The 25705-nt window shown below is 47.3% G+C and carries 19 protein-coding genes; 8 read left to right on the forward strand and 11 right to left on the reverse strand.

The window, feature by feature from the left end; all coding sequences use genetic code 11:
• Positions 1-431 precede the first annotated feature (431 nt).
• The 5 genes from ruvB to aspS all read right to left on the reverse strand — a co-directional run bounded on the left by ruvB (position 432) and on the right by aspS (position 6124).
• On the reverse strand, positions 432-1436 hold the full coding sequence (gene ruvB / locus KHO06_RS12360; protein ID WP_009698277.1) for a Holliday junction branch migration DNA helicase RuvB: 1005 nt from the start codon (positions 1434-1436) through the stop codon (positions 432-434).
• Positions 1437-1457: 21 nt separating this feature from the next.
• Entirely contained in the window at positions 1458-2072 is a 615-nt protein-coding gene (gene ruvA, locus KHO06_RS12365) for a Holliday junction branch migration protein RuvA (RefSeq protein WP_043882971.1), read from the reverse strand.
• A gap of 78 nt (positions 2073-2150) precedes the next feature.
• On the reverse strand, positions 2151-3602 hold the full coding sequence (locus KHO06_RS12370; RefSeq protein WP_212581683.1) for a methyl-accepting chemotaxis protein: 1452 nt from the start codon (positions 3600-3602) through the stop codon (positions 2151-2153).
• Positions 3603-3724: 122 nt separating this feature from the next.
• Positions 3725-4246, reverse strand: a complete 522-nt coding sequence (gene ruvC / locus KHO06_RS12375; RefSeq protein ID WP_005426231.1) for a crossover junction endodeoxyribonuclease RuvC — start codon at positions 4244-4246, stop codon at positions 3725-3727.
• 99 nt (positions 4247-4345) lie between these two features.
• A complete protein-coding gene (gene aspS, locus KHO06_RS12380; protein WP_005426152.1) occupies positions 4346-6124 on the reverse strand; it encodes an aspartate--tRNA ligase in 1779 nt (592 codons plus the stop codon).
• Positions 6125-6396: 272 nt separating this feature from the next.
• Between aspS and KHO06_RS12385 the strand changes: the two genes are divergently transcribed.
• The 7 genes from KHO06_RS12385 (at position 6397) to KHO06_RS12415 (ending at position 13071) form a co-directional block, all read left to right on the forward strand.
• Complete coding sequence (locus KHO06_RS12385; protein WP_212581684.1) at positions 6397-7263, forward strand: DUF72 domain-containing protein; 867 nt, start codon at positions 6397-6399, stop codon at positions 7261-7263.
• A 104-nt stretch (positions 7264-7367) separates the two neighbouring features.
• Positions 7368-8105 (forward strand): carboxy-S-adenosyl-L-methionine synthase CmoA, encoded by a 738-nt coding sequence (gene cmoA / locus KHO06_RS12390; RefSeq protein WP_005426299.1) that lies wholly within the window; start codon positions 7368-7370, stop codon positions 8103-8105.
• Between the two features lie 185 nt (positions 8106-8290).
• Positions 8291-9262 carry a tRNA 5-methoxyuridine(34)/uridine 5-oxyacetic acid(34) synthase CmoB gene (gene cmoB, locus KHO06_RS12395; RefSeq protein WP_005426262.1) on the forward strand — a complete coding sequence of 324 codons (972 nt, stop codon included), beginning with the start codon at positions 8291-8293 and terminating at the stop codon, positions 9260-9262.
• A 221-nt stretch (positions 9263-9483) separates the two neighbouring features.
• A complete protein-coding gene (locus tag KHO06_RS12400; protein WP_005426107.1) occupies positions 9484-10230 on the forward strand; it encodes an ATP-dependent zinc protease in 747 nt (248 codons plus the stop codon).
• Positions 10231-10241: 11 nt separating this feature from the next.
• Positions 10242-11747, forward strand: coding sequence for an inactive transglutaminase family protein (locus KHO06_RS12405; protein ID WP_005426303.1), 1506 nt, complete (start codon positions 10242-10244; stop codon positions 11745-11747).
• 3 nt (positions 11748-11750) lie between these two features.
• Entirely contained in the window at positions 11751-12719 is a 969-nt protein-coding gene (locus KHO06_RS12410) for an alpha-L-glutamate ligase-like protein (RefSeq protein ID WP_005426199.1), read from the forward strand.
• A gap of 199 nt (positions 12720-12918) precedes the next feature.
• Positions 12919-13071, forward strand: coding sequence for a hypothetical protein (locus tag KHO06_RS12415; RefSeq protein WP_005426147.1), 153 nt, complete (start codon positions 12919-12921; stop codon positions 13069-13071).
• Between the two features lie 86 nt (positions 13072-13157).
• On the opposite strand, the gene KHO06_RS12420 is transcribed toward KHO06_RS12415, so the two are convergent.
• The 3 genes from KHO06_RS12420 to KHO06_RS12430 all read right to left on the reverse strand — a co-directional run bounded on the left by KHO06_RS12420 (position 13158) and on the right by KHO06_RS12430 (position 17922).
• Positions 13158-14798, reverse strand: coding sequence for a GMC family oxidoreductase N-terminal domain-containing protein (locus tag KHO06_RS12420; protein WP_212581685.1), 1641 nt, complete (start codon positions 14796-14798; stop codon positions 13158-13160).
• The gene (locus tag KHO06_RS12425; RefSeq protein WP_077261726.1) at positions 14785-16350 is read right to left on the reverse strand and encodes a long-chain fatty acid--CoA ligase; all 1566 of its coding nucleotides are present in this window, start codon (positions 16348-16350) and stop codon (positions 14785-14787) included. Before KHO06_RS12425 ends, KHO06_RS12420 begins: the two co-directional genes overlap by 14 nt.
• Positions 16351-16431: 81 nt before the next feature.
• Positions 16432-17922: a coniferyl aldehyde dehydrogenase gene (locus KHO06_RS12430; RefSeq protein WP_212581686.1), complete on the reverse strand. Its 1491-nt coding sequence runs from the start codon at positions 17920-17922 to the stop codon at positions 16432-16434.
• Between the two features lie 166 nt (positions 17923-18088).
• Here KHO06_RS12430 and KHO06_RS12435 point away from each other — a divergent pair, with 166 nt between their 5' ends.
• Positions 18089-19117, forward strand: coding sequence for an AraC family transcriptional regulator (locus KHO06_RS12435; RefSeq protein WP_212581687.1), 1029 nt, complete (start codon positions 18089-18091; stop codon positions 19115-19117).
• A 77-nt stretch (positions 19118-19194) separates the two neighbouring features.
• Here the strand turns inward: KHO06_RS12435 and mukB are convergent, their stop codons facing one another.
• The 3 genes from mukB to mukF are packed head-to-tail and all read right to left on the reverse strand — an operon-like array spanning position 19195 to position 25704.
• Positions 19195-23658, reverse strand: coding sequence for a chromosome partition protein MukB (gene mukB, locus KHO06_RS12440; RefSeq protein WP_212582478.1), 4464 nt, complete (start codon positions 23656-23658; stop codon positions 19195-19197).
• A gap of 2 nt (positions 23659-23660) precedes the next feature.
• Positions 23661-24386, reverse strand: coding sequence for a chromosome partition protein MukE (gene mukE / locus KHO06_RS12445; protein WP_005532796.1), 726 nt, complete (start codon positions 24384-24386; stop codon positions 23661-23663).
• Positions 24367-25704 carry a chromosome partition protein MukF gene (gene mukF, locus KHO06_RS12450; RefSeq protein ID WP_212581688.1) on the reverse strand — a complete coding sequence of 446 codons (1338 nt, stop codon included), beginning with the start codon at positions 25702-25704 and terminating at the stop codon, positions 24367-24369. Before mukF ends, mukE begins: the two co-directional genes overlap by 20 nt.
• Position 25705: the final 1 nt, after the last annotated feature.

Genomic DNA, 25705 nt, shown 5'->3' on the forward strand with positions numbered 1-25705 from the left:
TCTCTACATATTGCAATCCATACACAAGTGTTATTTACACTTGAAAAATGTTGAATTATCACAACGCTTTGTTGCAAAAATGTGCTTCGTTGGTTAGTTAATTGTTAAGCATCAGCTAATATAGCTGGGCCTAATATTACTTCTAAAAACAGTTTGTTTCAAAAGGTTTATAGCAGGAAAGCGCTTTGATATATATCAATCTTTAGGCGTCGAATTTGAACAAAAATCCATCAATTTGATCCAGATCAAACGATATTTAAAAGGGATGTTAAAGGAGCGTAATCAGGAGAGAGATTTATCAGTTGGCTAAGAACATAGAGTTAACAACCAATAAGTTTTTATTACCTATTTAGTATTAGAAGAGATTTAATAAATGAGAGGTTGGTCAACATTGGTGAAAAGCTGAGCACTACGTGCCCAGCGTTGAAATCTTACTTTTCAATTCCGAAATGCAAATAAGCACGATCGGTGGCAATTCTACCACGCGGAGTGCGTTGCAAATAGCCTTGTTGGATTAGATATGGTTCAAGAACGTCTTCGATGGTGTCTTTCTCTTCACCGATCGCCGCTGCCATGTTGTCCAAACCAACAGGTCCACCACCAAACTTCTCCATGATCGCTAACAGCAGCTTACGGTCCATATAATCGAAACCTTCGGCATCGACATCAAGCATGTTCAATGCTTTGTCTGCGGTATCAGCACAAATGTGACCGTTGCCTTTTACTTCCGCATAGTCACGAACTCGGCGTAGCAATCGGTTAGCAATACGTGGCGTGCCACGAGCACGGCGAGCAACTTCTAACGCCCCTTCCGACTCCATAGACAAACCCAAACAGTCAGCACTGCGCTGAACGATATCTTGCAGGTCTTTCACTTTGTAGTATTCAAGACGCTGAGTAATACCAAAACGGTCTCGAAGTGGCGAAGTCAAAGAGCCTGCACGCGTCGTTGCACCGATCAAAGTGAAAGGTGGTAGATCAATTTTGATAGAGCGCGCCGCTGGGCCTTCACCAATCATGATGTCTAACTGGTAGTCCTCCATCGCTGGATACAACACCTCTTCAACCATCGGGCTTAAGCGGTGGATCTCATCAATGAACAACACATCGTTTTCTTCTAAGTTGGTCAACAGCGCCGCTAAGTCCCCTGCTTTCTCAAGTACAGGGCCAGAAGTGGTACGAATGTTCACTTCCATCTCATTGGCAACGATGTTCGCAAGTGTGGTTTTACCCAAACCTGGAGGACCAAATATCAAAAGGTGGTCGAGCGCTTCATTTCGCAATTGAGCGGCTTTGATGAAAATCTCCATCTGATCACGCACGTGATCCTGACCTTGGTAATCCGCCAGCTTCTTAGGACGAATCGCACGGTCGATGACATCTTCATCACGAAACGAAGGATTCTCTGGCGCGATTAAACGATCGGCTTCAATCATATTGTTCCCTTGGGCTTTCCGTTACACCATTGATTTTAGTGCTTCACGGATCAGTTGCTCACTGGTCATATCCGGTTTAGCGATCTGAGAAACCACTTTCGACGCTTGAGTTGGCTTGTAGCCTAGAGCTAGAAGCGCACTGATTGCCTCTTCTTCTGCGTTGTTAGAAGCCGCAGAACCAGAGTCCGCAGGTGCTGCATCAGTAAACGGAGTAAACAGATCGCCAGCGCCCCACCCTTTCAGGCGGTCTTTCATTTCAACGACGAGGCGTTCAGCTGTCTTCTTACCAACACCAGGCAGCTTCACAAGCGTTGAAATGTCTTCACGCTCAACGCAAGAAACGAATTGGCTCGCTGTCATACCTGAAAGGATACCCAGACCTAGCTTAGGACCAACACCGTTCGCTTTGATCACTTCACGGAACAGCGCACGCTCTTTGACTGTGTTGAAACCGTAAAGCAATTGCGCGTCTTCACGCACAACAAAGTGAGTATAAATAATGGCTTCTTCACCGACATTTGGCAGTTCGTAGAAACAGCTCATTGGCATCTGAACTTCATAACCAATGCCATTAACTTCAATTAAAACTTCAGGTGGTTGCTTTTCAAGCAGAGTGCCGCGAAGACGTCCAATCACTATAAATACTCTTTGGAAATGAATTTGCGACAGGATAATAAAGAACTGGATAGACATCCAGTCCTTTATGCGGTGGGGTTAGATTTTTGAGACAACTTGATCAAGTTGCTGTGTGAGGTTGCGCACCGCGACCACTTGCCCGTTCAGCTCGTTGCCGTATTGCGCGACAGTTTCGGCAATGGTTTTGGTGTTCACTACGCCGTTAGCAACTTCACTGCTGGCTTCATCTAACTCTTTTAAAGCCGTCATTTGCGTTGCCATGATGCCAGACAGACTCTGCACATCATGAGAGATGGTGGTAACTTGCTGAATAATGGTGTTCATTCGCTCTGTACTTGACGTAACAACGCTTTGACCATGCTTCACTTCTTGTTCACTGCGATCAAGCAAGTTCCGAATTTCCACCGCCGATTGACTGCTCTTCGCCGAAAGCTCTCGCACTTGCTCTGCCACCACCGCAAAGCCTCTGCCCTGCTCACCCGCTCGCGCCGCTTCAATAGCGGCATTGAGTGCCAACAAGTTGGTTTGCTCTGCGACCGAGGTAATCAAGTCTGCCACTTTCATGATATCTTCATGGCTGGTAATGATCTGGCTGATCGCTTGGGTTGAATCCTCCAGCAATTCCGAGCTTTTCTCAGCTTGTTGATGAACGTCTTCACTCTTCTCTCGTAGCTCTTCGACAAACTTGCTGGACTCTTCAATCCCCGTCGCCATGTGATGCACTTGCTGACTCATTTGCTCGGCTGCACTCGCTTGGGATTCACTGTTTACATTGAGCGCATTCACTTGAGCATCTAATTGTGATGATTGTTCGTCCAACACTTGGGAGACTTGTTTCAACTCACTTGAGTTTTGATTCGCCTGCTCTAGCACCTCCCCTAAACGTAGCTCTCCTTCTGTTGCCTTCTGCGCCACCAACTCACTTTCTGCTTTGGCTTTCTCTGCACTTTCGATCGCGATGTCTCGCTGCTTGGCGGTAAAGGCTTGTGCAATACAGATCACCACCAGCGGTAACACAGTGCCTGACCATATTTCCACACGCAGGGCAGACTCAGACAACACTAATTGAGGAAAACCAAAACCAGACACGTGCTGATACGTCATAACGGCAGAAAGCATTATTACTAAGGCACTCCATGAGATCGCCATGATACGAGTGCCAGATAAAAAGAAAGCGACGACTAACAAAGGTACCCAGTAAGTTTGGGTTGAATCGACCACACCACCACTTTGATAGATGATGTTAAGCGCATGCACTGACATGCCAACAAAACCCAAATTGAGCGACAATGCTGGGTGCTTGAACCATTTCAGGCTGAAGGCGGATATCAGTTCGAGTGCGATTAAGAGTATTGAGGTGAAAATTAAGCTTTCATGTCCATGTTTGGACCATTTGATCAGGCTGTAGATCCCGACGAGGAAAGCGATGAGGGTAAATAGAGAGAGGATGTCGGCTTGACGTTGTTGTGTTCTCGTCCATTGAGTTTGGCGCGGCATAAATGCACTGCGCCACTGCGTGGCTGGATTCATGTTCAATCTTCCTTGATTGATTTCTTATTAGACCTCTGACCACTATAGTTTTGTAACATTTTCTCAACAAATTTAATCCCTAAATCTGTCTGAGATGTCTCATTTTTAATACGAGAACACGCCTAACGGTAACGACCTTTTCTTGCACTGGTTGCTTTGCCTGCGAGCGCCACAAGTGTCTTATTGGTGTTAGCGTGACAAATGGCAACACCTAACGCATCGGCAGCATCGGCTTGAGGCTTGGCTGGCAATTTAAGCATGTGTTGAACCATATGTTGAACCTGTACTTTGTCTGCGCCACCTGTACCTGTTACCGCTTGTTTAATGAGGCGAGCGGCGTACTCATGCACCGGAAGATCCGCATTCACTGCCGCCACAATCGCACTACCACGCGCCTGCCCGAGCTTTAGTGCAGAATCAGCGTTCTTCGCCATAAACACTTGCTCAATAGCAAACACATCTGGTTGAAACTGAGTGATGATTTCCGTTACGCCTGCGTAGATTTGCTTGAGACGACCTGGCAGCTCTTTTTCAGAAGTACGAATACAGCCGCTGCCTAGATATTGCAAATGACGACCTTGCTGGCGAATCACGCCGTAACCGGTAATACGAGAGCCTGGGTCGATGCCCAAAATAATTGACATGAAGAGTCCTAATCAATAACTCACTAAATTTATTAGAATATATGCCATTAAAACAAAAACTCCCGCAGATGCGGGAGTTTTTCTTTAATTGTTGTGCGCTTATTCTGCGTCTTTTTCTTTCGCAACTGTTACTGCAATCGCTAGCTCTTCTAGAGCCGCTGGGTTTGCAAGGCTTGGTGCGTCTGTTAGTAGACACGCCGCCGCAGTTGTTTTAGGAAACGCGATAACATCACGGATGTTCTCTGTACCACATAGTAGCATCACTAGACGGTCTAGACCGAATGCAAGACCAGCGTGTGGAGGCGTACCGAATTTCAGAGCGTCCAGTAGGAAGCCGAATTTCAGTTGTTGCTCTTCTGCATTGATACCTAGGATATCGAATACTGCTGCTTGCATTTCTGCGTTGTGAATACGTACAGAACCACCGCCAACTTCGTAGCCGTTTAGAACCATGTCGTATGCGTTTGAGTTCGCCGCTGCTGGGTTCGCTTTTAGCTCTTCCGCAGTCACACCTAGTGGCGATGTGAATGGGTGGTGCATCGCGTGTAGGTTGCCTTCGTCGTCTTCTTCGAACATTGGGAAATCAACAACCCATAGAGGAGCCCAAGTGCCTTCTTTAGTTAGACCTAGGTCTTTACCAAGTTTAAGACGAAGTGCGCCTAGTGCTTCAGCAACGATGTTAGCTTTGTCTGCGCCAAACAGGATGATGTCGCCAGATTCCGCTTGAGTGCGATCTAGAATACCGTTGATCACGTCTTCGTTTAGGAATTTAGCTACTGGAGATTGGATGCCTTCCATGCCTGCTGCACGGTCGTTAACCTTCATCCATGCTAGACCTTTCGCACCGTAGATACCTACGAATTCTGCGTAGCCGTCGATTTGCTTACGAGTAAGCTCTGCACCACCTGGTACGCGGATAACTGCAACGCGACCTTTCTCGTCGTTTGCTGGGCCAGAGAATACTTTGAACTCAACGTCTTTCACTAGGTCAGCAACATCTACTAGCTCTAGTGGGTTACGTAGGTCTGGCTTATCAGAACCGAAACGACGAATCGCTTCGCTGAACGGCATTACTGGGAATTCACCTAGGTCAACGTTCAGTAGCTCTTGCCACATTTCACGAACCATTTTCTCAGTCGTTGCACGAACTTGGTCAGCCGTCATGAATGACGTTTCGATATCGATCTGAGTGAATTCTGGTTGACGGTCAGCACGCAAGTCTTCATCACGGAAACACTTAACGATTTGGTAGTAACGGTCAAAACCAGACATCATTAGAAGCTGTTTGAATAGCTGTGGAGACTGAGGAAGCGCGTAGAAGCTGCCTTTGTGAACACGGCTAGGTACTAGGTAGTCACGAGCGCCTTCTGGTGTCGCTTTTGTTAGTACTGGTGTTTCGATGTCTAGGAAGCCGTTGTCATCTAGGAAACGACGAACAAAGCTAGACGCTTTAGCACGTAGCTTGATGCGGTCGCTCATTTCTGGACGACGTAGATCTAGGTAACGGTACTTCAGACGTTGCTCTTCAGAGTTCTTTTGGTTGAAGTCTAGAGGCAAAACGTCAGAGCGGTTGATGATTTCAAGACCTTTTGCAAGGATCTCAACTTCACCTGTTGCCATGTCTTTGTTTACTTGGCTTTCTGGACGAACGCGAACTTCACCAGTTAGCTTGATACAGAATTCATTACGAAGTGTGTTAGCCACTTCATACGCATCTGCCATATCTGGATCAACAACTACCTGAACGATACCTTCGCGATCTCGCATATCGATAAAAATAAGACCGCCTAAATCACGACGACGGTTAACCCAGCCGCAAAGTTCTACAGTTTGTCCTGCAAGGGACTTGTTCAGGTGACCACAGTAATGGGTACGCATAATGAAATTCCCAATCTCTCAAATATTGTTAACTACGCTCTGTCAGCCTCATTGCCGAGCAGAGTAAAGATCCATTTATACGCTGAAAGCCTATGAAAATCGACTACTCAACATACAATTAAGTGTGTTTTATCATTCATTGGTGGTTTTTAGTACAACAAATGTTCAAAAGCGCACCAAAGCGAAAAAATTGGTGGGGATTATAGCGTGAAATTACCCATTTCAGCAAAACTCTCGTAAAGTGGGCTTAGGAAAAAACGTAAAGCAGAGATATGGATAATTTACCCCTTCGACTTGGATTGACCATGTGGTCGCACAACCAGTGGCAACAAAGCTTTTATGGCAGTGGCACCAAACCAGCAGAGCGACTCGAAAAGTACGCGCAGGTGTTCCATACCGTAGAAGGCAACACCACCTTTTATGCCACACCGACGCTCAACACGGTGCAAAACTGGAAAGCCGCGACTCACGACGATTTCAAATTCACCTTTAAGTTGCCAAAAGCGATTACTCACGAACAGATGCTCAGAGGTTGCGACGAGCAGCTACGTGACTTTATGACGGTAATGGAACCACTTCATGAACGTGTTGGGCAATGGACGATTCAGCTCCCTGCAGCTTTTGGGCCTGAGCATCTTGAGCGCCTGAAGAAGTTCTGTGCCAGCTTTCCGCCGAATTTCCCACTTGGGGTGGAAGTTCGTCATATGGCGTTTTTCTCCAAAGGTGAAGAAGAGCGAGCGTTGAATCAGTGGCTGTTAGAGAGCGGCATTGATCGTATTATTATGGACAGCCGCCCTGTATTTGCCGCGCAGCCGACAACAGAAGCGGTGATCGATGCCCACCAGAAAAAGCCTCGCGTTCCGGTGCATGCAATTGCTACCGCCAAGCATCCAATGATTCGTTTTATTGGCCATCCAGATATGGACGATAACCTGCGCTTTTTCGAACCTTGGTTAAAGAAACTGCCGATGTGGATTGAACAAGGCATTCAGCCGTACTTGATGATTCACACGCCAGATAACGTCTTAGCACCAGAACTGGCTGAAAAGCTTTATAAACAGCTACAACTTAGGCTTTCACTGCCGAACTTGTCTGTATTTCCTGCCAACGATGGCAACTCGCAAATACAAATGTTTTAGACAAGCTTATAATTAAGCAAATGACAGAGGCGCGAATTTCCCATAAAATACGCGCCTTTTTTGATGCCTGACATTTCAGGCGGCTTGTATGCAGAGATTTGGTTATGAACCCTAAGAGCAATCCAGATACTATTTTTTCGGCTCCAATCGATAAAATTGGGGATTTCACGTTCGATGAACGCGTAGCGGAAGTTTTCCCTGACATGATTCAGCGATCGGTGCCGGGTTACAGCAACATCATTTCTGCAATTGGTATGTTGGCAGAGCGATTTGTTAAGCCTCACTCAAACATCTACGACCTGGGTTGTTCTTTGGGTGCTGCTACGCTGTCTATGCGTCGTCATATCAAACAAGAAGGTTGCCAAATCATTGCAGTGGATAACTCTCCTGCGATGGTTGAGCGCTGTAAGCTTCACGTCAACGCGTACCGCAGTGATACGCCAGTTGATGTAGTAGAAGCGGACATTCGTAATATCGAAATCGAAAACGCATCTGTTGTGGTGCTGAACTTTACGCTGCAATTCCTTTCTCCAGAAGATCGCTATGCGCTACTAGAGAAAATCTACGCGGGTCTGCGCCCGGGCGGTATTTTGATTCTGTCTGAAAAGTTCGTGTTTGAAGATGAAGTATCCAATGAGCTGTTGATTGACCTTCACCACGACTTTAAACGTGCAAATGGCTACAGCGAACTTGAGATCAGCCAAAAACGCAGCGCGATTGAAAACGTGATGCGCCCAGATTCGAAGAAAGATCATAAAGAGCGTTTCGCAGAAATTGGTTTCTCAAGCTACGACGTTTGGTTCCAGTGCTTTAACTTCGGTTCGATGTTTGCGATTAAATAAGCTTCGCGACACAGTTCGCTCTCATTAGGACGTCATCCTCAAGAGCGAGGAACGAGCGAGTTGGGGATCTCTTATCAAAAACGATAAAAACCGAGATTCCCTATCACGTTCGTCCCTCACTGTAGGGAATGACACATTTAACTTTTACCCAGGGTCTACTGACTCCATAAACTCAGTGAAAAACTATGTTTAATTTTGCTAATTTTTATCAGTTAATCGCTCAAGACACTCGTCTTCAGCCGTGGCTAAACGTATTACCTCAACAATTAACAGATTGGCAAAACGCTGAGCACGGTGACTTTGGTCGCTGGCTGAAAGCGCTGAACAAGATCCCACAAGGCGCACCAAACCAAGTGGATATCAAAAACTCAGTGACTATCAGCAACGATACGCCTTTCCATGAAGGCGAGTTGAAAAAGCTAGAAAGCCTACTGCGTACATTCCACCCATGGCGTAAAGGTCCATACACAGTGCACGGTATTCATATCGATACTGAATGGCGCAGTGACTGGAAATGGGATCGCGTGCTTCCTCACATCTCGCCACTGAAAAATCGCAGCGTATTAGATGTGGGTTGTGGCAACGGCTACCACATGTGGCGCATGCTAGGTGAAGGTGCACGCCTAACGGTTGGTATCGACCCTTCTCATCTGTTCCTAATTCAGTTCGAAGCGATTCGCAAGTTAATGGGCGATGACCAACGCGCTCACCTATTGCCACTGGGTATTGAACAGCTACCTAAGTTAGAAGCGTTCGACACCGTATTCAGCATGGGCGTGCTTTACCACCGTCGCTCTCCACTGGATCACTTGGTGCAGCTAAAAGACCAGTTGGTATCAGGCGGTGAGCTTGTTCTGGAGACACTCGTCATCGAAGGCGATGAGAATGCGGTATTAGTTCCGACGTCTCGTTACGCGCAAATGCGTAATGTGTACTTCTTCCCTTCAGCGAAAGCGCTGAAAGTGTGGCTAGAACTGGTTGGCTTTAAAGATGTGCGCATCGTAGATGAAAACGTAACGACGGTTGGTGAGCAGCGCACGACCGATTGGATGACACATAACTCACTGCCGGATTACCTTGATCCAAACGACCCGAGCAAAACGGTAGAAGGCTACCCTGCCCCTCGTCGAGCGGTACTTGTGGCAACCAAGCCATAATTAACTAAGATTTCTGACATTGTCTTAACTCACTCCCTCCGTTAAGACATTAACCTCTCTTCAAATCTAATTAAGGATGCATATTGCGTCCTTAATTTTTTGGCTTTTCGTCACTATTCCTCACTCTGTAAGAGACTGTCGCAGATTCTTGCTTGTGAGCGATTGTCGATAACGCTAAACTCCTAAAAAACAAACAACTTACTCCAATCCCAAGGTTTTCAATGTTTATACGATTGACTCCGGTTGTTGCCATCGCCTTACTATCTGGATGTACTTTAACCAAAGGCGAACAGTACCACCAAGAAACGTTAGCTGCTATTCAGGCTTCTGAAACGAATTTCAATACTCGCGTTACCAACTTAGAGCTTCAACTTAGTAACCAGTCGGATTACATCGAGAATCTGGAAGACCAAGTGGATAAGTTAAATGGCGAACTTAGCACCTTCCGCAAAGAAGCGATGGACGAAGTCAGGAAGCCAAAAGAACCTATCATTGTTCAAGCGCCTGCTCCTGTTCAAGCCACTCCTACCCATGACATTGTCCTTGGCTCAATTGAGCGAGTGACGATCGATTCAATCAAACAAACTTTCGATGCTCGCGTAGATACTGGCGCAGCGACTTCTTCACTGAATGCAGTCGATATTGAAGAATTCGAGCGAAATGGCAAAAACTGGGTGCGTTTCCACCTTGCTGACAATACCAAGTCAGAAGAAGAGAAAGATATTTGGATTGAAGCGCCAATTATTCGCTATGTGAAAATCCGTCAAGCAACCAATGAAGAACTAGAGCGTCGAGCTGTTGTTGAACTTTGGGTACGCGTTGGAAAAATTCATGAAAAAGCGCAATTTACGTTGGCAGATCGCTCTCAAATGAACCATCCTGTGTTACTAGGAAGAGAATTTATGCGCGACATCGCACTCGTCGATGTAAGCCGTAAATATATTCAAACGGAAGAAGAGAAAAAATAATAAGGTAGATTATGACGTCCAGAATACCATTTTACCTGTCAATCATCCTTTTGGTGGTGGCAGGCATCGCCTTGAGTGTTTTCAGACATCAGAATTACGGCGTTCCTTGGACTCCAGGTGAAACACGTCAAGTTTGGGATGTTGAAGCCCGCATTGAATTCAATGCAAACGGCGGTGAAGTAAAAGCTTCTCTTGCTGCCCCTCATACACAAAAAGGCTACACTTTAATCGGTGAGTCTGCGTCGTCTCCAGGTTACGGTGTTTCTTACGTAAACTCGGATTCAGGCCGCCGTGCTGAATGGTCAATTCGTCAGGCAACTGGCGCACAAACCATTTACTACAAAGCACAATTCTTGGTTGATCCTCAAGCGAAGGTAGACGAACTACCACCATCGGGTGAAATCACCAAACCTACCCTTTCAGCTCCACAACAAGCGGCTGCAAACGCGTTGATTGAGCGCGCGATGAGCCGTTCGGCAGACAACGAAACTTTCGCTCGTGAGCTGATCAAAACACTCAATGATCCAGACAGCCAAAACGCGGCACTAATTCTAAACGACTTTGATCGCACTGATGCACTGCATAAAATCTTGCTTACTGCAGGTGTACAAAGCAAAACCGTTGGTGTTATCGAGCTAGAAGATGGCCGTCGTCGTCAAACCATCCAACCTATGGTTCAAGTTTGGTCTGGTGACAAGTGGGTTCTGTTCTCACCAAATTCAGAACAAGCGGCAGCACAACCTAACCTTCTGGTGTGGGATGAATCAAACGTTTCTCTACTTGACCTAGTGGGCGGTAAAAACAGCCAAGTTCACTTCTCAATGATCAAGCAAGAACTCACGCCGCAAGAAGCAACAGATAATAAAGTGGAAGCTGACGGTCTATTGAACCTATCGATCCACAGCTTGCCTCTTGAAGAACAAGCGATGTTCAAGACCATCATGCTGATTCCAATCGGCGCTCTGATCGTCGTGTTCCTGCGCGTTATCATCGGTCTTAAGACATCCGGTACCTTCATGCCTGTTCTGATTGCGGTTGCCTTTGTACAAACGCAACTTGTGACTGGTATCGTTGGCTTCCTATTGATTGTTGGTACGGGTCTGATCATCCGAAGTTACTTATCGAGGCTGAACTTACTTCTGGTAGCAAGGATATCCGCGGTTATCATCACGGTAATCATGATCATCTCTGTGTTCACGGTTGTGGCATTCAAGATTGGTCTAACTGAAGGTCTAACCATTACCTTCTTCCCAATGATCATCTTGTCATGGACTATCGAACGTATGTCGATTCTATGGGAAGAAGAAGGTGCGAAAGAAGTAGCGCTTCAAGGTGGCGGTTCACTGCTAACAGCGGTACTGGTTTACTTAGCAATGACTAACACGTACATCCAGCACCTAACGTTTAACTTTATCGGCCTACAGCTTATTGTACTGGCAGGTATTCTACTACTAGGTACATACACGGGTTACCGTCTAACTGAGCTGCGCCGCTTTAAACCACTAGCGGAGGACTAAGCGATGTTTGAACGTTTTACTTCGCCATCAAAACTTCGCCATAAAGGTATTATGGGAATGAACAAGCGTAACCACAGCTACATTGGTCGCTACAATGATCGTTCTAAATACCCATTGGTGGATGACAAGCTAAAAACCAAGATCATCGCTGAAGCAGCAGGCGCGACTGTGCCTGCTCTTATCGGTGTGATTGCCAGCCAAGCTGAAGTGAAAAAGATCCACAAAATGGTCGAAGACTGGCCTGGTTTTGTAATCAAACCAGCACAAGGCAGTGGTGGTAAAGGTATCTTGGTTATCACTTCGCACAAAGATGGCGTCTACACTAAGCCATCAGGTGCTACCTGTAACAAAGAAGAAGTTGAGCGTCACATCAGTAACGCACTAGCGGGTCTTTTCTCGCTTGGTGGTAAGAATGATGTGGCTGTGGTTGAGAACTTAATTAAGTTTGATGACTGCTTCGACGGCTTCAGTTACGAAGGTGTGCCAGACGTACGTATCATTGTATTCAAGGGCTACCCTGTGATGGCGATGATGCGCTGTTCTACGGCGGCATCCGATGGTAAGGCGAACCTTCACCAAGGTGCGGTTGGCGTTGGTATCGACATCGCGACAGGCAAAGCCATTCGTGCGGTACAGTTTGACCAACCCGTCACTCACCACCCAGATACTGGGAAAGACTTGTCGACACTGCAAGTGCCTCACTGGGAACGTTTGTTAGAGCTAGCGTCTAGTGCTTGGGAAATGACAGGCTTGGGCTACATGGGTACCGACATGGTATTGGACAAAGAAGAAGGTCCAATGGTGCTTGAGCTAAACGCTCGCCCTGGTCTAGCAATCCAAATTGCAAACGGTGCAGGCCTCCTACCTCGCTTGAAGCACATTGAAAACCTTGGCATGCCAGCCGAGTATCCAAAACCTAAAGAGCGCGTTGCCTACGCAGCCGAACAATTCGGTGTGAAATCTCAGTTCTAATCTCTTAGCTAGCAGCTATTCCCATAGTTGCTAGCTAACCTTTCATATTTGAGCACTATCGCTCCCTTCTTAAGTAATTCATCGTTGTTATTACTCCAATCGATGATCCAGCTAACAAAACACACATCGATCGTTTCTTTTTTCTGCCGATTTTTGATTTTATATTTTCTCCCCCTTACTCAACTCGAGAGGTTGGGCGATGCTAACAAAAGAAACTAATAACAATGATACTTCGCTTGTAGAACAAGAGAGCTTTGACCAGCACTTACAGCGTTTGTCGGAAATCTCTGTCCAAGCACTTGATGAGCTTGCTGAAATGATCGAAAAAGGAAATGACCTGTCAGAAGAATAGGATTCACCTTTTCACATTTAAGCGCCTGCTAAAAAAGCCGAGACTGTAGCCCTACAGCTCGGCTTATTTCATTCGCGATAGGCGGTTTATATCGAGGCAGCCGCTTGCTCCTCAACACTCTCATCTAGGCGATAATCCGCTTTGATGATATCCGCTACTTTCTCTGCAATCATGATGGTTGGCGCATTGGTGTTCCCACCCACCAGCGTCGGCATGATAGAGGCGTCGACAACTCTCAACCCAGCCAAGCCATAAACCTTAAGGTCTTTGTCGACAACAGCTAGAGGATCCGTCTCCGTTCCCATTTTGCAGGTGCCAATTGGGTGATATTGAGTATCCGCACGATTGCGGATGTCCTGCTCAATGGCGCTATCATCGCAGGCATCAACCGGATAAAAGTTTTCGCCGCGAATCTCTTCGAACGCTTCACTTTCTAGCATCTGATGTTGCTTCTTCCAACCTTTGATCATGATTTCCATGTCTTCGGGATGGCTGAAAAACGCCGGATCAATCAGCGGGTCATCATAAGGATTCGTGCTGCTGAGTTTGACAGTGCCAATACTCTTTGGACGCAATAAAGTCACGTGAGAGCTAAAGCCATGACTCATGTGCATTTTACGTGCGTGGTCATCAACCACTGCGACAACAAAAACAAACTCTAAATCTGGGACCGTGACATCTTCATCCGAACAGAGAAAACCAATGCCCTCAGCAAAGTTACTGCTCATTTTACCGTTACGGTTTTTCATCCATTGCGGTAGCGCTTTCGTCATTTCCGTTGCCATTTGCAGCGAAACACCAAAAGTATCGCGCTTGGCCGAGCATCGATAAGTGTGCACTAGATCGATATGATCTTGTAAGTTCTCACCTACTCCGGGCAGTTCGTGCACTTGATCAATGCCGTGAGCGACGAGATCTTTCTTAGCACCAACACCTGAGAGCATTAGGATTTGCGGCGAGCCAAATGCACCAGCAGAGAGAATCACCTCTTTGTTGCACCTGATCTGAAAGCTGTGCCCCTTCAAGCCGTATTCCACACCGATCGCTCGTTTACCTTCAAACAATACTTTGTGCGTGGTCGCCTTAGTGATAACGGTCAGATTAGGTCTATTCAGGTTGGGCGTCAGATAAGCTTTGGCAGCACTGCATCGCTCGCCATTGATTTGTGTTACTTGAGTTGGCATTGCGCCCAGTTGCTCGGCGCCATTGATGTCCAAATTACGTGGTACACCGATTGACTCACACGCTGTTAAATAACACTCAAGGATCTCACTCGGCGAGCGTAAGTTAGCGACATTAAGCGGACCACCTTGCCCATGGAATTCATCATGATGAACTTCGTTGTTTTCCGCTTTCTTGAAGTACGGCAAACAATCTTGATAGCTCCACCCTTCATTACCAAGGCTTGCCCACAAGTCATAATCGTACTGGTGTCCTCGGGCATACATCATTGCGTTGATGGAACTCGAACCACCGAGTGTCTTGCCCCTCGGCTGATAGCCTTTACGACCATTCAAGCCCACTTGAGGAACCGTTTCAAACCCCCAATTGTTTATTTTGGTCGGCATCATGGCAACCACACCAACTGGCGTATGGATGAAAGGGCTTGAATCTGTACCACCCGCTTCCAATAAACAAACGGTGACATTAGGATCTTCGGTGAGGCGAGACGCTAAAACACAACCAGCTGAACCGCCACCAACGACGATAAAATCATACTTGTCCATTTTCGACCTCCACAACGTCTAAAGGATGAAGCTCTCGTTTTAAAATCTTTCCAGTTGCTGTCATCGGCAGTGCTTTACGGATAAAGACACGACGCGGGTACTTGTAATCGGCCAGTTGTTCACGACACCAAGCGATCAATACATCGCTCTTGCAATGCGCATCTTGATGGAGCACGACATGGGCATGCACTTCTTCACCTAGGCGGTCATCATGCTCACCAACGACAGCCACCATCTCTACATCGGGGTGGCACATCAAAACTTCTTCAATCTCTCGCGGATACACGTTGTAGCCACCGCGAATAATCATGTCTTTGACGCGGTCGACGATAAACAAATTGCCGTGCTCATCCACACGCCCAATATCGCCAGTTAAGAACCAACCATCACGTAACGCATCGCGGGTTGCTTCTGGTCGTCCGTAATAGCCTTTCATCACACTCGGGCTTTTTATGCAGACTTCGCCTAATTCCCCAATGGCTTGGCCATGCCCTTTTACATCGGCAATCTTAATTACGTAGCCACACAATGGTTGCCCGACACTGCCAGGCAGTCGATCACCATCAATATGATTAAATGTCGCTACTGGCGCGGTTTCTGACAGCCCATAGCCTTCCAACACCGGTAGTTCGAAGCGCTGTTCAAACTGACGAATCACTTCTACTGGCATAGAGGCACCACCCGATACACCTAACCGAAGACTGTGCTTTACTAACTCTGAATGCTCCGGAGATTGTTCGCCCGCTCTAAGCAGTGCGATATACATGGTTGGCACACCAGCGAACACGCTGACTTTGTGCTGGATAATTTGCTCAATCACGAACTTCGGCTCAAAGCGTGGAATCAGGACCATGGTAGAGCCTGTCAGCACGCTGGCATTCATCATCACGGTTTGCCCAAAGCTGTGGAATAGCGGCAAGGTCGCCATGGTTGTATCGCTGTATTCCAGACGCATCAGGTACTGGGAGGACATGGCGTTGGTTAGCATATTGGTGTGGGATAATTCAGCCCCTTTTGGCTGTCCTGTGGTACCGGAGGTATAAAGGATCACTGCGGTATCATCACCATTTCTCGTTACCGATTCGAAACTGTCGTTCTCTTCAGCAAGCCACGCGTTAATAGCAAATTCTCCTTCCTCGCATTGAGCAGAGAGCGAGATAAAATATTCGCACTGCTCGGCCTGAGAAAATCCTTGCCTGCCGTAGCTCCCCATTGGTAATTCTTCGCTACCTTCAAAGCAAAAGTACGCTTTAGCATCAGAGTCATTGAGGTGATACGCAATCTCACGGCCTTTAAACAGCACATTCAAAGGCACGACCACACAGCCTGCTTTTAAAATGCCGTAATACACCATGGGGAAATAAGTGATGTTTGGACAAGACAGCGCGACTTTATCTCCAACTTGGAGTCCCAGTCGTTTCAAGTTGGCAGCTATGTTGCCTGCGAATTTGTCGAGTGAAGCGTAGCTGATTTCATCATCGCCCATCCTGAGCGCCACTTTTGAAGGAAAGAGCGCAGCACTGCGCTCCAGATTGACAGCAAGGTTATGCATCCATGATCTCCTTTGGTCGCAAGGCAGCCAGCGAGCACTGGCTGCTGAAGATTCTTTGTGTAGAGAGGTAAGAATTGAGGGTTACGAGTGCTTGTTTAAGTCTGGGTCGGGCTTGCCTGCAAATACACGCAGCACCAGCTTTTGCACCATGTTGCCGTAAGGCGGTGCAAACAATTGGATTGGGAACCAATCGCGCATTTTGAGCACTGTGCGCGCGTGGCTGAGTTCGCGGAAACCTTCTTCACCATGGTAGTTGCCAATACCTGAGTTGCCTACACCACCAAATGGCACAGAGTGATTAAGGACATGCCATCCCCAATCATTGATAGTTACACCACCACTGTGGGTCTGAGTAAGCAAGGTTTCACGTTGTTCTGAGTTGTTGCTAAACAAATAGCAAGCCAGTGGTCGAGGTCTTTGGACGATATATTGAATCACTTCGTCGATTGAGCGATAAGTATGAACAGGCAATAGGGGACCAAAGATCTCTTCTTGGCAGATACGCATTTCGGGAGTCAGGTTGGTCGCGATGTACAAGGGTGTTTTTCGTCCTTCACCATAATCTAAGCACTGGGTAACCGTTGCCCCCCTCTCGCGTGCATCATTGAGTAAGTCATGGAAGCGTTTGTGCTGTGCATCATCCACCAATGCGGTGTAGTCCTGATTGGCTTTAATTTCGCCGTACATATTCTGATGTGCAAGCTTTAACGCTTCAACAAAAGCCTCTTGCTTACCTTCCGGCACAAAGGCGTAATCTGGCGCGATACAGATTTGGCCAGAGTTAAAGCCTTTGCCATGGGCGATACGCTCTGCTGCTTTCGCAACGTCATAATCATCAAATACCACCACGGGTGATTTGCCCCCTAGCTCCAAGGTCACTGGAGTAAGATTGGCAGCAGCGTTAGCCATGATGATCTTGCCGCTTGCTGGCGATCCAGTGAACACTAGATGATCAAAAGGCAGATGAGAGATTTCCATCGCCTCTGGATGATTCCCCTCAACAATGCGGACCAAGTTGTCTGGATAAATTTCAGCGAGCATACGACGCAGCTGTCGAGTCGTCTCAGGGCAGTTTGGTGGCATCTTGATCATGCAACGGTTACCTGCCGCTAACGCCGTGATCATCGGGCCGATGGAAAGATACAAAGGAAAGTTCCAAGGACAAATAATCCCGACCACGCCTTTCGGCTGATATCGAACTTCCAATTTATTGCCTTTGAACAGCCACTCAGTAGGTCTACGACTTGGCTTCATCCAGCTTTTTAAGTGACGGACAACGTGGTTGATATCGAGGATAGGAGCAAGTATGTCAGCCATAACAGACTCGGTGTGACAGCGACCTCCAAAATCTTGGCTCATTGCTTGTGCCAATACATCTTGGTATCGAGAAAGTTGCTTCTTCAGTGCCAACAAACGATGCTTTCTCACCGCATAGCTCGCTGCTGGTTCTGCTTGATAAGCGGCTTGTAACTCAGAAAACCACATTTCAAGTTCGTTCACTGTCGAATCATTAGTAGCAATCATTCCTTGATCACGCTGTACATCCGTATCTTGCTTAGCCAGTACATTCATGTTTCTCTCCTACTGTGCAATTTATTCAATTACAACATTTTGATAACATGAGGCACAGGTTACAAAAAGACAAAAAACGGTGATATTCGGACAGCTTTGAGACAAGCATGACTGAATACCATCGGAATACCTGCTAGGATTGATCCGAATGTAAAGGGGGCTACGCATGGAATACACCGCAGTTTATGAGCCAGATACCGAATCCTGTGGTGTTTTGGACTTGCAGCTACTCACACGCTACCTTGAGCCCTCTGTGAAGGTGGAAACAATACTTGAAGGCAGTGGCATTAGTGCCCCCGAACTTTATGCCCCGGACACACACATCACCCTCGCACAAAAGCTGGTGATTTTTAGCAATGCCCTCGCCCATTCTGATGAGCCAGGACTGGGGCTTGAAGTAGGACAACAAGCTCGTTTTAGTGACTTTGGTGTACTTGGCTATGCTGTGTTTAGCAGTAATACCTTGCTCGATGCATTAATGATGGGCTTTAAGTATCTTCGGCTTGCAGGGCCGGTGTTAAAGAAAAAAATGTGGGTGGAAGATAACTCAGGATACTTTCGAGCTGAGCAACTTATCGACCTACAATCCATTTTGCCTTTTTGCTGTGAATATTGGTTCGCGGCCATTCAAAGTTTGTGTGAAGAGGTGATGCAAAAACCTTTTCCCTCAAAATTGATTCGATTCCCTTATCCGGAACCTGAACACAGCGAGCTGTATGAACAAGTCTTCCATTGCAAAATAGAGTTCAACAGCGACCGTTTGGAATGGCAGTTCGATGCCACCAGCTTATACGATCCACTGCCAGCGGCGAATCCTATGACGCTGCAAATGTGTTTGAAATCTTGTGATGAAATGCTGGCCAAAGTAAGCGGTCATGTCAGTTTAAAAGAGAAGATCACACAGATGTTTCTCGAGCGGCCAGGTTGTTATCCCTCCATTGAGCAGTTGTCTGCCGAGTTGGGTATGTCTTCAAGAACGTTGCGACGCCACCTTAAATCAGAAGAAAGCAGTTATCAGCAGATCCTTGACCATGTTCGCTTTCACTTAGCGCGCCATTACTTGGCTTCGACACAGATGAGTGTCGAGGAAATCTCTGAGCGTATTGGCTTCTCCGACAGCGCAAACTTCCGTTGTGCCTTTCGTAAATGGAGTGGCAACTCACCAAGGCAATATCGACAACAAGTCCCTCAGTGATAAGTTTGTCTTTCATCAGAGCATAAACAAAAACGCCCGCAATCATTGCGGGCGTTTGGTTTTATTAGATTCGGAGTTTACGATTCAAACTCTTCAATCATCTCTTGCGCTTCGGTCTTAGGCTTATCCGTTTGACCAAAACCACGCAGACCAACTACGTGTACATGCTCGTGGTCTTTAAACACCTTACGCACCAGTTTGTAGGTCGTACCTTTCTCTGGACTGATGTTTTCTGGTGCCGCGATAAGAAGCTGCATATCCAGACGGTCACACAATTCGAACAATGTCGCGATAGACTTAGCATCCAGACGTGCTGCTTCATCCAAGAAGAGCAAACGACAAGGCACAATATCTTTGCTACGCAGACGACGAGACTCTTCTTCCCAGCTTTGCACTACCATCAGTAGGATTGACTGACCGGTACCGATCGCTTCACCTGTTGATAGCGCGCCAGACTCAGCTTGTAGCCAACCATCTGTACCACGGTTCACTTCTACACTTAGCTCTAGGTAGTTACGGTAATCCAGTAGCTCTTCACCCAGAACCTGAGGAGAACGTTGACCCATATCGATATGTGGGTTCACGCGTTGGAACAGTTTCGCCATTGCTTCAGAGAAGGTAAAGCGAGTCGATTCAAACAGATCTTTATGCTGCTCTTGCTGTGTCGCTAGACCGTTCAGTAGCACTTCGTGACTTTCGCGGATCTTCACGTTTAGACGTACGCCCTTCACCTGACCAAACGAGATGTTCGACAACCCTTGGTTTAGCATACGAATACGGTTCTGCTCACGCTGAATCGTCTTCTTGATGATGCTCGCTACTGACTCAGAGCTGATCGCTAGACGGTTTTCACGTTGCGTTAGCTCTTCCGTTAGACGCGCTAGCTCTACTTCCATCTCTTCGATTGCTTCCACTGGATCATCAGTACGGATGATATCCTGACGAATACGCTCACGAAGATGTTGGTAAACCGCGATGTAGAACAGAACTTTACGCTCTGGACGTGCATTGTCTTCTGACAGACGCAGCGCATCACGCAGGTCGTCATTGTTCGCAACCGCGAGACGCAGCGCACCCAATGATTTATCCGACATTGAGCGCAGTTCATCCGCTGACATGTAAGCCAGTTCACGCTTGTGTAGACGACGCTCAACATCGTTCTCACGCGCCAGACGAAGTACTGAACACCAGCCAGCTTTCGCTGCAACAACGAAGGTACGCAGCTCAACGTATTCTTTCTGAACTTTCTTCAGACGTTTCGCCAAGCCTTTCATCTCTAGTTCAGTAGAGGTGATCGTGCGCTCGTATTCGCTCTTACGGCTACGAGACGTATGTAGACGCTCATGCAATTCATCACGACGACGCATTGCACGTTCTTCTGCACCTTCGTCCGCGTTAACGCCAAACTCTTGAAGTTCTTGTTTGAACTCTTGAACCGTTTCCAGTTTCGCTTGGTGTGAGCTCTTCAATGACGCCAATACTTGGTTGTATTGGTTCATTTGACCTTGGGACTGTTTCAACTCTTCACGAGAGCGAGTACGCATTTGTTCAGCTTGAACCAATTTCGCTTTTAGCTGCTCACTCAGTTCGCTGCTCTTGTTCAGTAGGTCTACTGAATCTGAGTAAGCGAAGTAGTGGCGACGTTCAACGAGATCTGAAAGTGCAAAGATTTGCTTCTTAAGATCTTGTAGCTGTTCGTCTGCCGCTTTGTATTCCGCTTCCAGCGCATCGAATTGCTCTGGGTCAGCATCTAGGGCAACCGCGACTTTTTCCAGTTCCGCCACTGCTTTCGCGTGGTTATTTAGGAACGCTTTTGCTTCTGAAAGCTGAGCGATTTTCTCTTCCAACTCATCAAAGCGCGCTTGCAGCGACTCATCTTCAATCAGTGCCATGTTTGGTGCTAGCTTGTCTAGAGAAGACAACGCTTGCTTGCTGGTTTGCAGTTGAGAACGTTGTTGTTGCTCTTTCGCATCCAGATCAGCCAGTACGCGAGAAATTTGGTTACGCTTGTCGCGAATGGTTGCCAATGCTTGCTCTGGGTCAGCTTCAAATGCTACTTGAATGTGGCTTGCCACAAACTGGTTAAACGCTTGATACAGACGCTGCATTTTTTGCGAATCGAATGCCGCTTTCGCGTGCTTCTCAACCACTTCTTCACGTTCGTTACGTAGTAGCTCTAAACGTTGCTCACGTGCTGCACGACCAAACAGTGGGATTTCAGGCAAGCGAGAGTAACGCATTTGGCGATCGTTCATGCGAACACAAACTGCGCCTTCTAGCTCTTCAGCGTCGAATGAGCTGTCATCAAAGGCATCGATGTCACCTTCAATGATGTACAAGTCTTCTGGACAGTCGTCTAGCTCTACCAGTTTCTCTTCGATACCAGATAGGTCAGAAACAACGATAGCGTGACGAGCCGGACCGTACATCGCACTGAAGTAAGGGGCGTCATCAATTGTGATGTCATCGTAGATCTCAGACAGCAATACGCCGCCTAGAGTATCTGCCAAGCCTTTCAGGCGAGGGTCGTTTGAACCACCAGGAGAAGCAAGACGCTCAATCTCAGTGTCAAGTTGGCTGCGACGCTCTGCTAGCTTGTCTTTCGCCAGAGAAAGGGTCTTCTCTTGCTCAAGCACCACTTGCATTTGGCTCATGACTGACTGGCTATCTTCTAGCTCAGCGTCACTTTGTTCACGCAGTTTTTCTAGCGCATCGTTCGCCGCAATCCAAGTTGGAGCAATGGCTTCTAGCTTGCTGATTTCCGCTGCTGCATCTTGCTCTAGACGACGCTGTTCACTGCGTTGTTCACGCACGTCTTCCTGCGTCATTTCTAGCGAGTCAATTTGCATCGCGTGACGCTCACGTTCTTGTTCAAACGTGATTTCGTCAGTCAGTTCAACATGGAACTGCTTTTGGTATTCGTTGACTAGCTCACGCGCTTGACGTTGCTGGTTAAGGCTACGCTCGAGGTCACGGTGCTGTGCACGCCATTGTTGTTCGTTTTGCGCCACTTGCTGAGATTCACGCGCTTTCGCAATTGCGGTTTTCGCATGTTCAGACGCGTCTTTACGCTCAACTTGACCAACGATGCTTTGTACCAGTTTAAGTGCAGTTTCGAATTGCTCTGCTGCTGCAGAAGACATGTCCAACTTGTGCTTAACCGATAGCAACGCGTTGGTGCTTTCTGATTCTTTGCTTTTGAGTTCAGAGACAAGCGCTTGTGCCGATTCTGCCGTTAGGCTGTCATCGTCAAGTAATTGTTTCGCTTTTTCCAGCGCTTGAACCGCTTGTTGGTATTGAAGCGCGCGAGTTTGCTGAACGTCGAGTGCTTGTTGGTAGTCCGCCAGTTGCGTCTTAAGGCTATCCACCTCTTCTTCCGCAACGGTCGCCTGCTCTTCCACCATCATCACGCGTTCTTGCGCTTCTTCCACTACCATCATCTGTTCTTCAAGACGCTCACTCAGCTCTTCAAGATCTTCTTGGTAGCGTTCGATCTTCTCTTGCTGACGCAGCGCGTTTTGCACCAGTTGCAAGTGATCCGAAGCCGCTTGGTAATCTTGCTCTAGTGCAGATTCCGACTCAACTAACAGTTCTAGTTCTTCTTGAACGCGGTTAAGCAGGTTGTTTTGCTCAACGAGAGTTTCACGAGAACCGAACAGCTCTGAACGCAATGACAGTGTTTTATCCAACTTGTTACGACGATCGTTCGCGTGACGCATGTAGTCCGCGGCCACATAGTTAGTCGACTCTGTGATCAAGTGTTTGAACAAGTCGCGGTCTGCTTGCGTGGTTTTGATCGCTTCTAGCGTCATGCGGTTTTCGCGCAGCGCCGATTCCATATCTTGGAACGCTTTCTTCACGCCACCGTTTTGTGGCAGAAGGTAGTCACGTAGCGAGCGCGTGATTGCGCTTGAGATACCACCGTAAAGCGATGCTTCGATCAGACGGTAAAATTTAGAGCGGTCACCAGAATTACGCAGTTTCTTCGGAATCACACCGAATTCGAACATCTGTGAGTGGTAATCCACGATAGAAGAGAACGCTTTGAATTGAACACCTTCAAATTCTGCGATCGATTCTTTTACTTCGTTGATTTGACGTACACGAGCTTGCGTCGCTGATACGCTTTCAATCAAGATATCCGTTGGTTTCACATGGCTTGGAAGACCTTGGATAACAAACGGTTTGATGTCTACTTTCTTATCACGACCCGCAACTTGCTGCAGTTTTACTGCGAACAATAGGCGTTGGTTACGTGAGTTCACCACGTCTAGCGCCGCATAACATGCGCCCGGCTGTAGCTTACCGTACAAACCTTTGTCGCGAGACGATTGGCTGCTGCCTGCTTCTGTGGTGTTACGGAAGTGCAGTAGCGTTTGGTCAGGAATCAATGCGGTGATGAACGCCGCCATTGTGGTTGATTTACCTGCACCGTTACCACCTGATAGCGTGGTGACGAGACCATCGATGTCAAACGTACGGGCAAAGAAGCCGTTCCAGTTGACCATGGTCAGCGATTGGTATTTACCGCGTTCAATCATGCTCATGCTTCACCCTCTTCTGTTGTTTCTTCTTGGGCTTGGTCGTCTTGATCTTCTTCAGACAATAGGCTGCCTTGGCTTGGTTCTTTGGTGTGCACTACCGCCTCACCATCACGGATCAGACGTAGCTGCGCTTCACGCATATCATCGCCAACACGTACATCGGCACCAAAACGGAATACCGCTTCACTGATGCTGAATTTACCTGTTTCACCGATGTTGATGATCATGCCTAGACGGCGCAGACGACGAAGTGACGTACGTACTTTTTCAAACAGCTTTTCTTTATCAAGGTCTGAACCAGTAGCACGGTTCGTTACTAGCTTCATCAGCTTATTTTCATCTGCTAGTGCAAGCAGTTCGTCGTACAGCTCTTGGTTAGTGAAGATACCTTCGTGCGCAAGACGCTCTGGACTTAGGTAAAGGAAACACAGTACCTTACCCACCAGCATATCCAGCTCAGAAAGCACACTGCGGCCAATCAGAGACGTTGAACGAGGACGAAGGTAGAAGAAACCTTCTGGCGCTTTCACCAATTCGGTGTTGTAGCGTTGGTAGAAAGAAGAAAGCTCAAGTTCGAAATCCGACAACAACGCGTGGTTGTCTAGATCTTCACTTGAGATATGACGCCCTGCTCGAAGCATGCTGTCTAGCGCTGGGAACAGAGGGTTAGAAATTGCTTTTGCCAGATTCTCTGACATGTATTCATTAGTATCGGTCGATGACATTCGCTTGTACCTTTGCCCCAAATTCGTTGATTGCTTTCCAGTCTGGCTGAACAGCTTGGTAGTCGGATTCTGAATAACCCAGACGTACCGCCTGATCAACGACAATGCGAGCTAAATCAAAGTGATGAGTGTATGGGTGTTGTGCAAGGTAATCTCGCAGTACCACGCTCAAGTCGATTGGTGTGCCTTGATCTTTATGCGCTTTCAGCATGTCACCAATTCGCTCTGCCAACTCATCATTGACTTGTTGAAACTCTTCGTATTCTACTTCCATCGGAACTTGACCCGTTACCTCGTCATCACGCAGTACTAGGGCTTCATCGCGGAGGTCAGAAAGCCTTTCCGCATCTGCATAAGTCAGATACCAAGGCGCATCGAAGTAATCTTTGACGGATTGACGCAGACGCGAGCTAAACGCACGGTTCTTATCCATATCAATGGCAGTACGGATGAACTTGTGTACGTGTCGGTCGTAACCAATCCAAAGGTCGATCGCTTGCTGGCCCCAGCTTGTGATTCGGTCCAGTTTCATCTGCAGACCAAACAAAGCTTCTTCGATAAACTCAAGCTCAGGGTCACCATAAACAATTTCTTGGATGTCTAGGATCTGAGTTTGCAGTTCATCACTGGCAGCTTGCAGCGTATCTTGAAGTTCACGCAACGTGCTGGATGTTTCTGACAGAAGCGCTTCACAGTTGTTGATCGCTTCACGCCAGTCTTTGTTAAGCAGGTCTGCAATCTGTTGTTTAACAGACTGTTGCTGCTCATCCATCACACGTTGGTTGAGGTCAATTTGATCGAAGATCTCGCCTACAGAATATTTCAAAATTCCGTAAACGTTTTTCTTCCAGTGGCCTGGAGTGCCACCCTTTTGTGCCGCTTCAATCGCTTTTGCCATTTCATCCGCTACCATGGATAGCTGGATAGAAAGACGCAGTTTCGAGAACTCACGATGGCGCACGTAGTAGTCGGTTATCCCTATCGCTAATGGCGACAAGCGGTAAATGCTCGCTCCGTCAGTAATTTCACTGACAAAACGGCTAATGAGGCGCTGCTTTACCATCTCGTTGATGGCATTGTTCGCACGGAAAGCCGAAGCTTCACCCGTCTCATCAAAAAGTCGAGTGACGATGGTAAATGCGTCGTGCAATTCACCTTCACCCAATTCTTCATCGAACCTTTCATTACTTAGTACAGCGATGGCAATCAAAAATGCCAATCGCTCAGTGGTCAGGTTCAACGAGAAATCGTGCTGCTTTACCCAGCCAACCAACTCATCGATTGGTTGCTCTGCAGCATTGAGAGTCATCTCACTCATC

It is taken from the genome of Vibrio sp. B1FIG11, assembly GCF_905175335.1.
In the GTDB taxonomy this organism is placed as follows: Bacteria; Pseudomonadota; Gammaproteobacteria; order Enterobacterales; family Vibrionaceae; genus Vibrio; species Vibrio campbellii.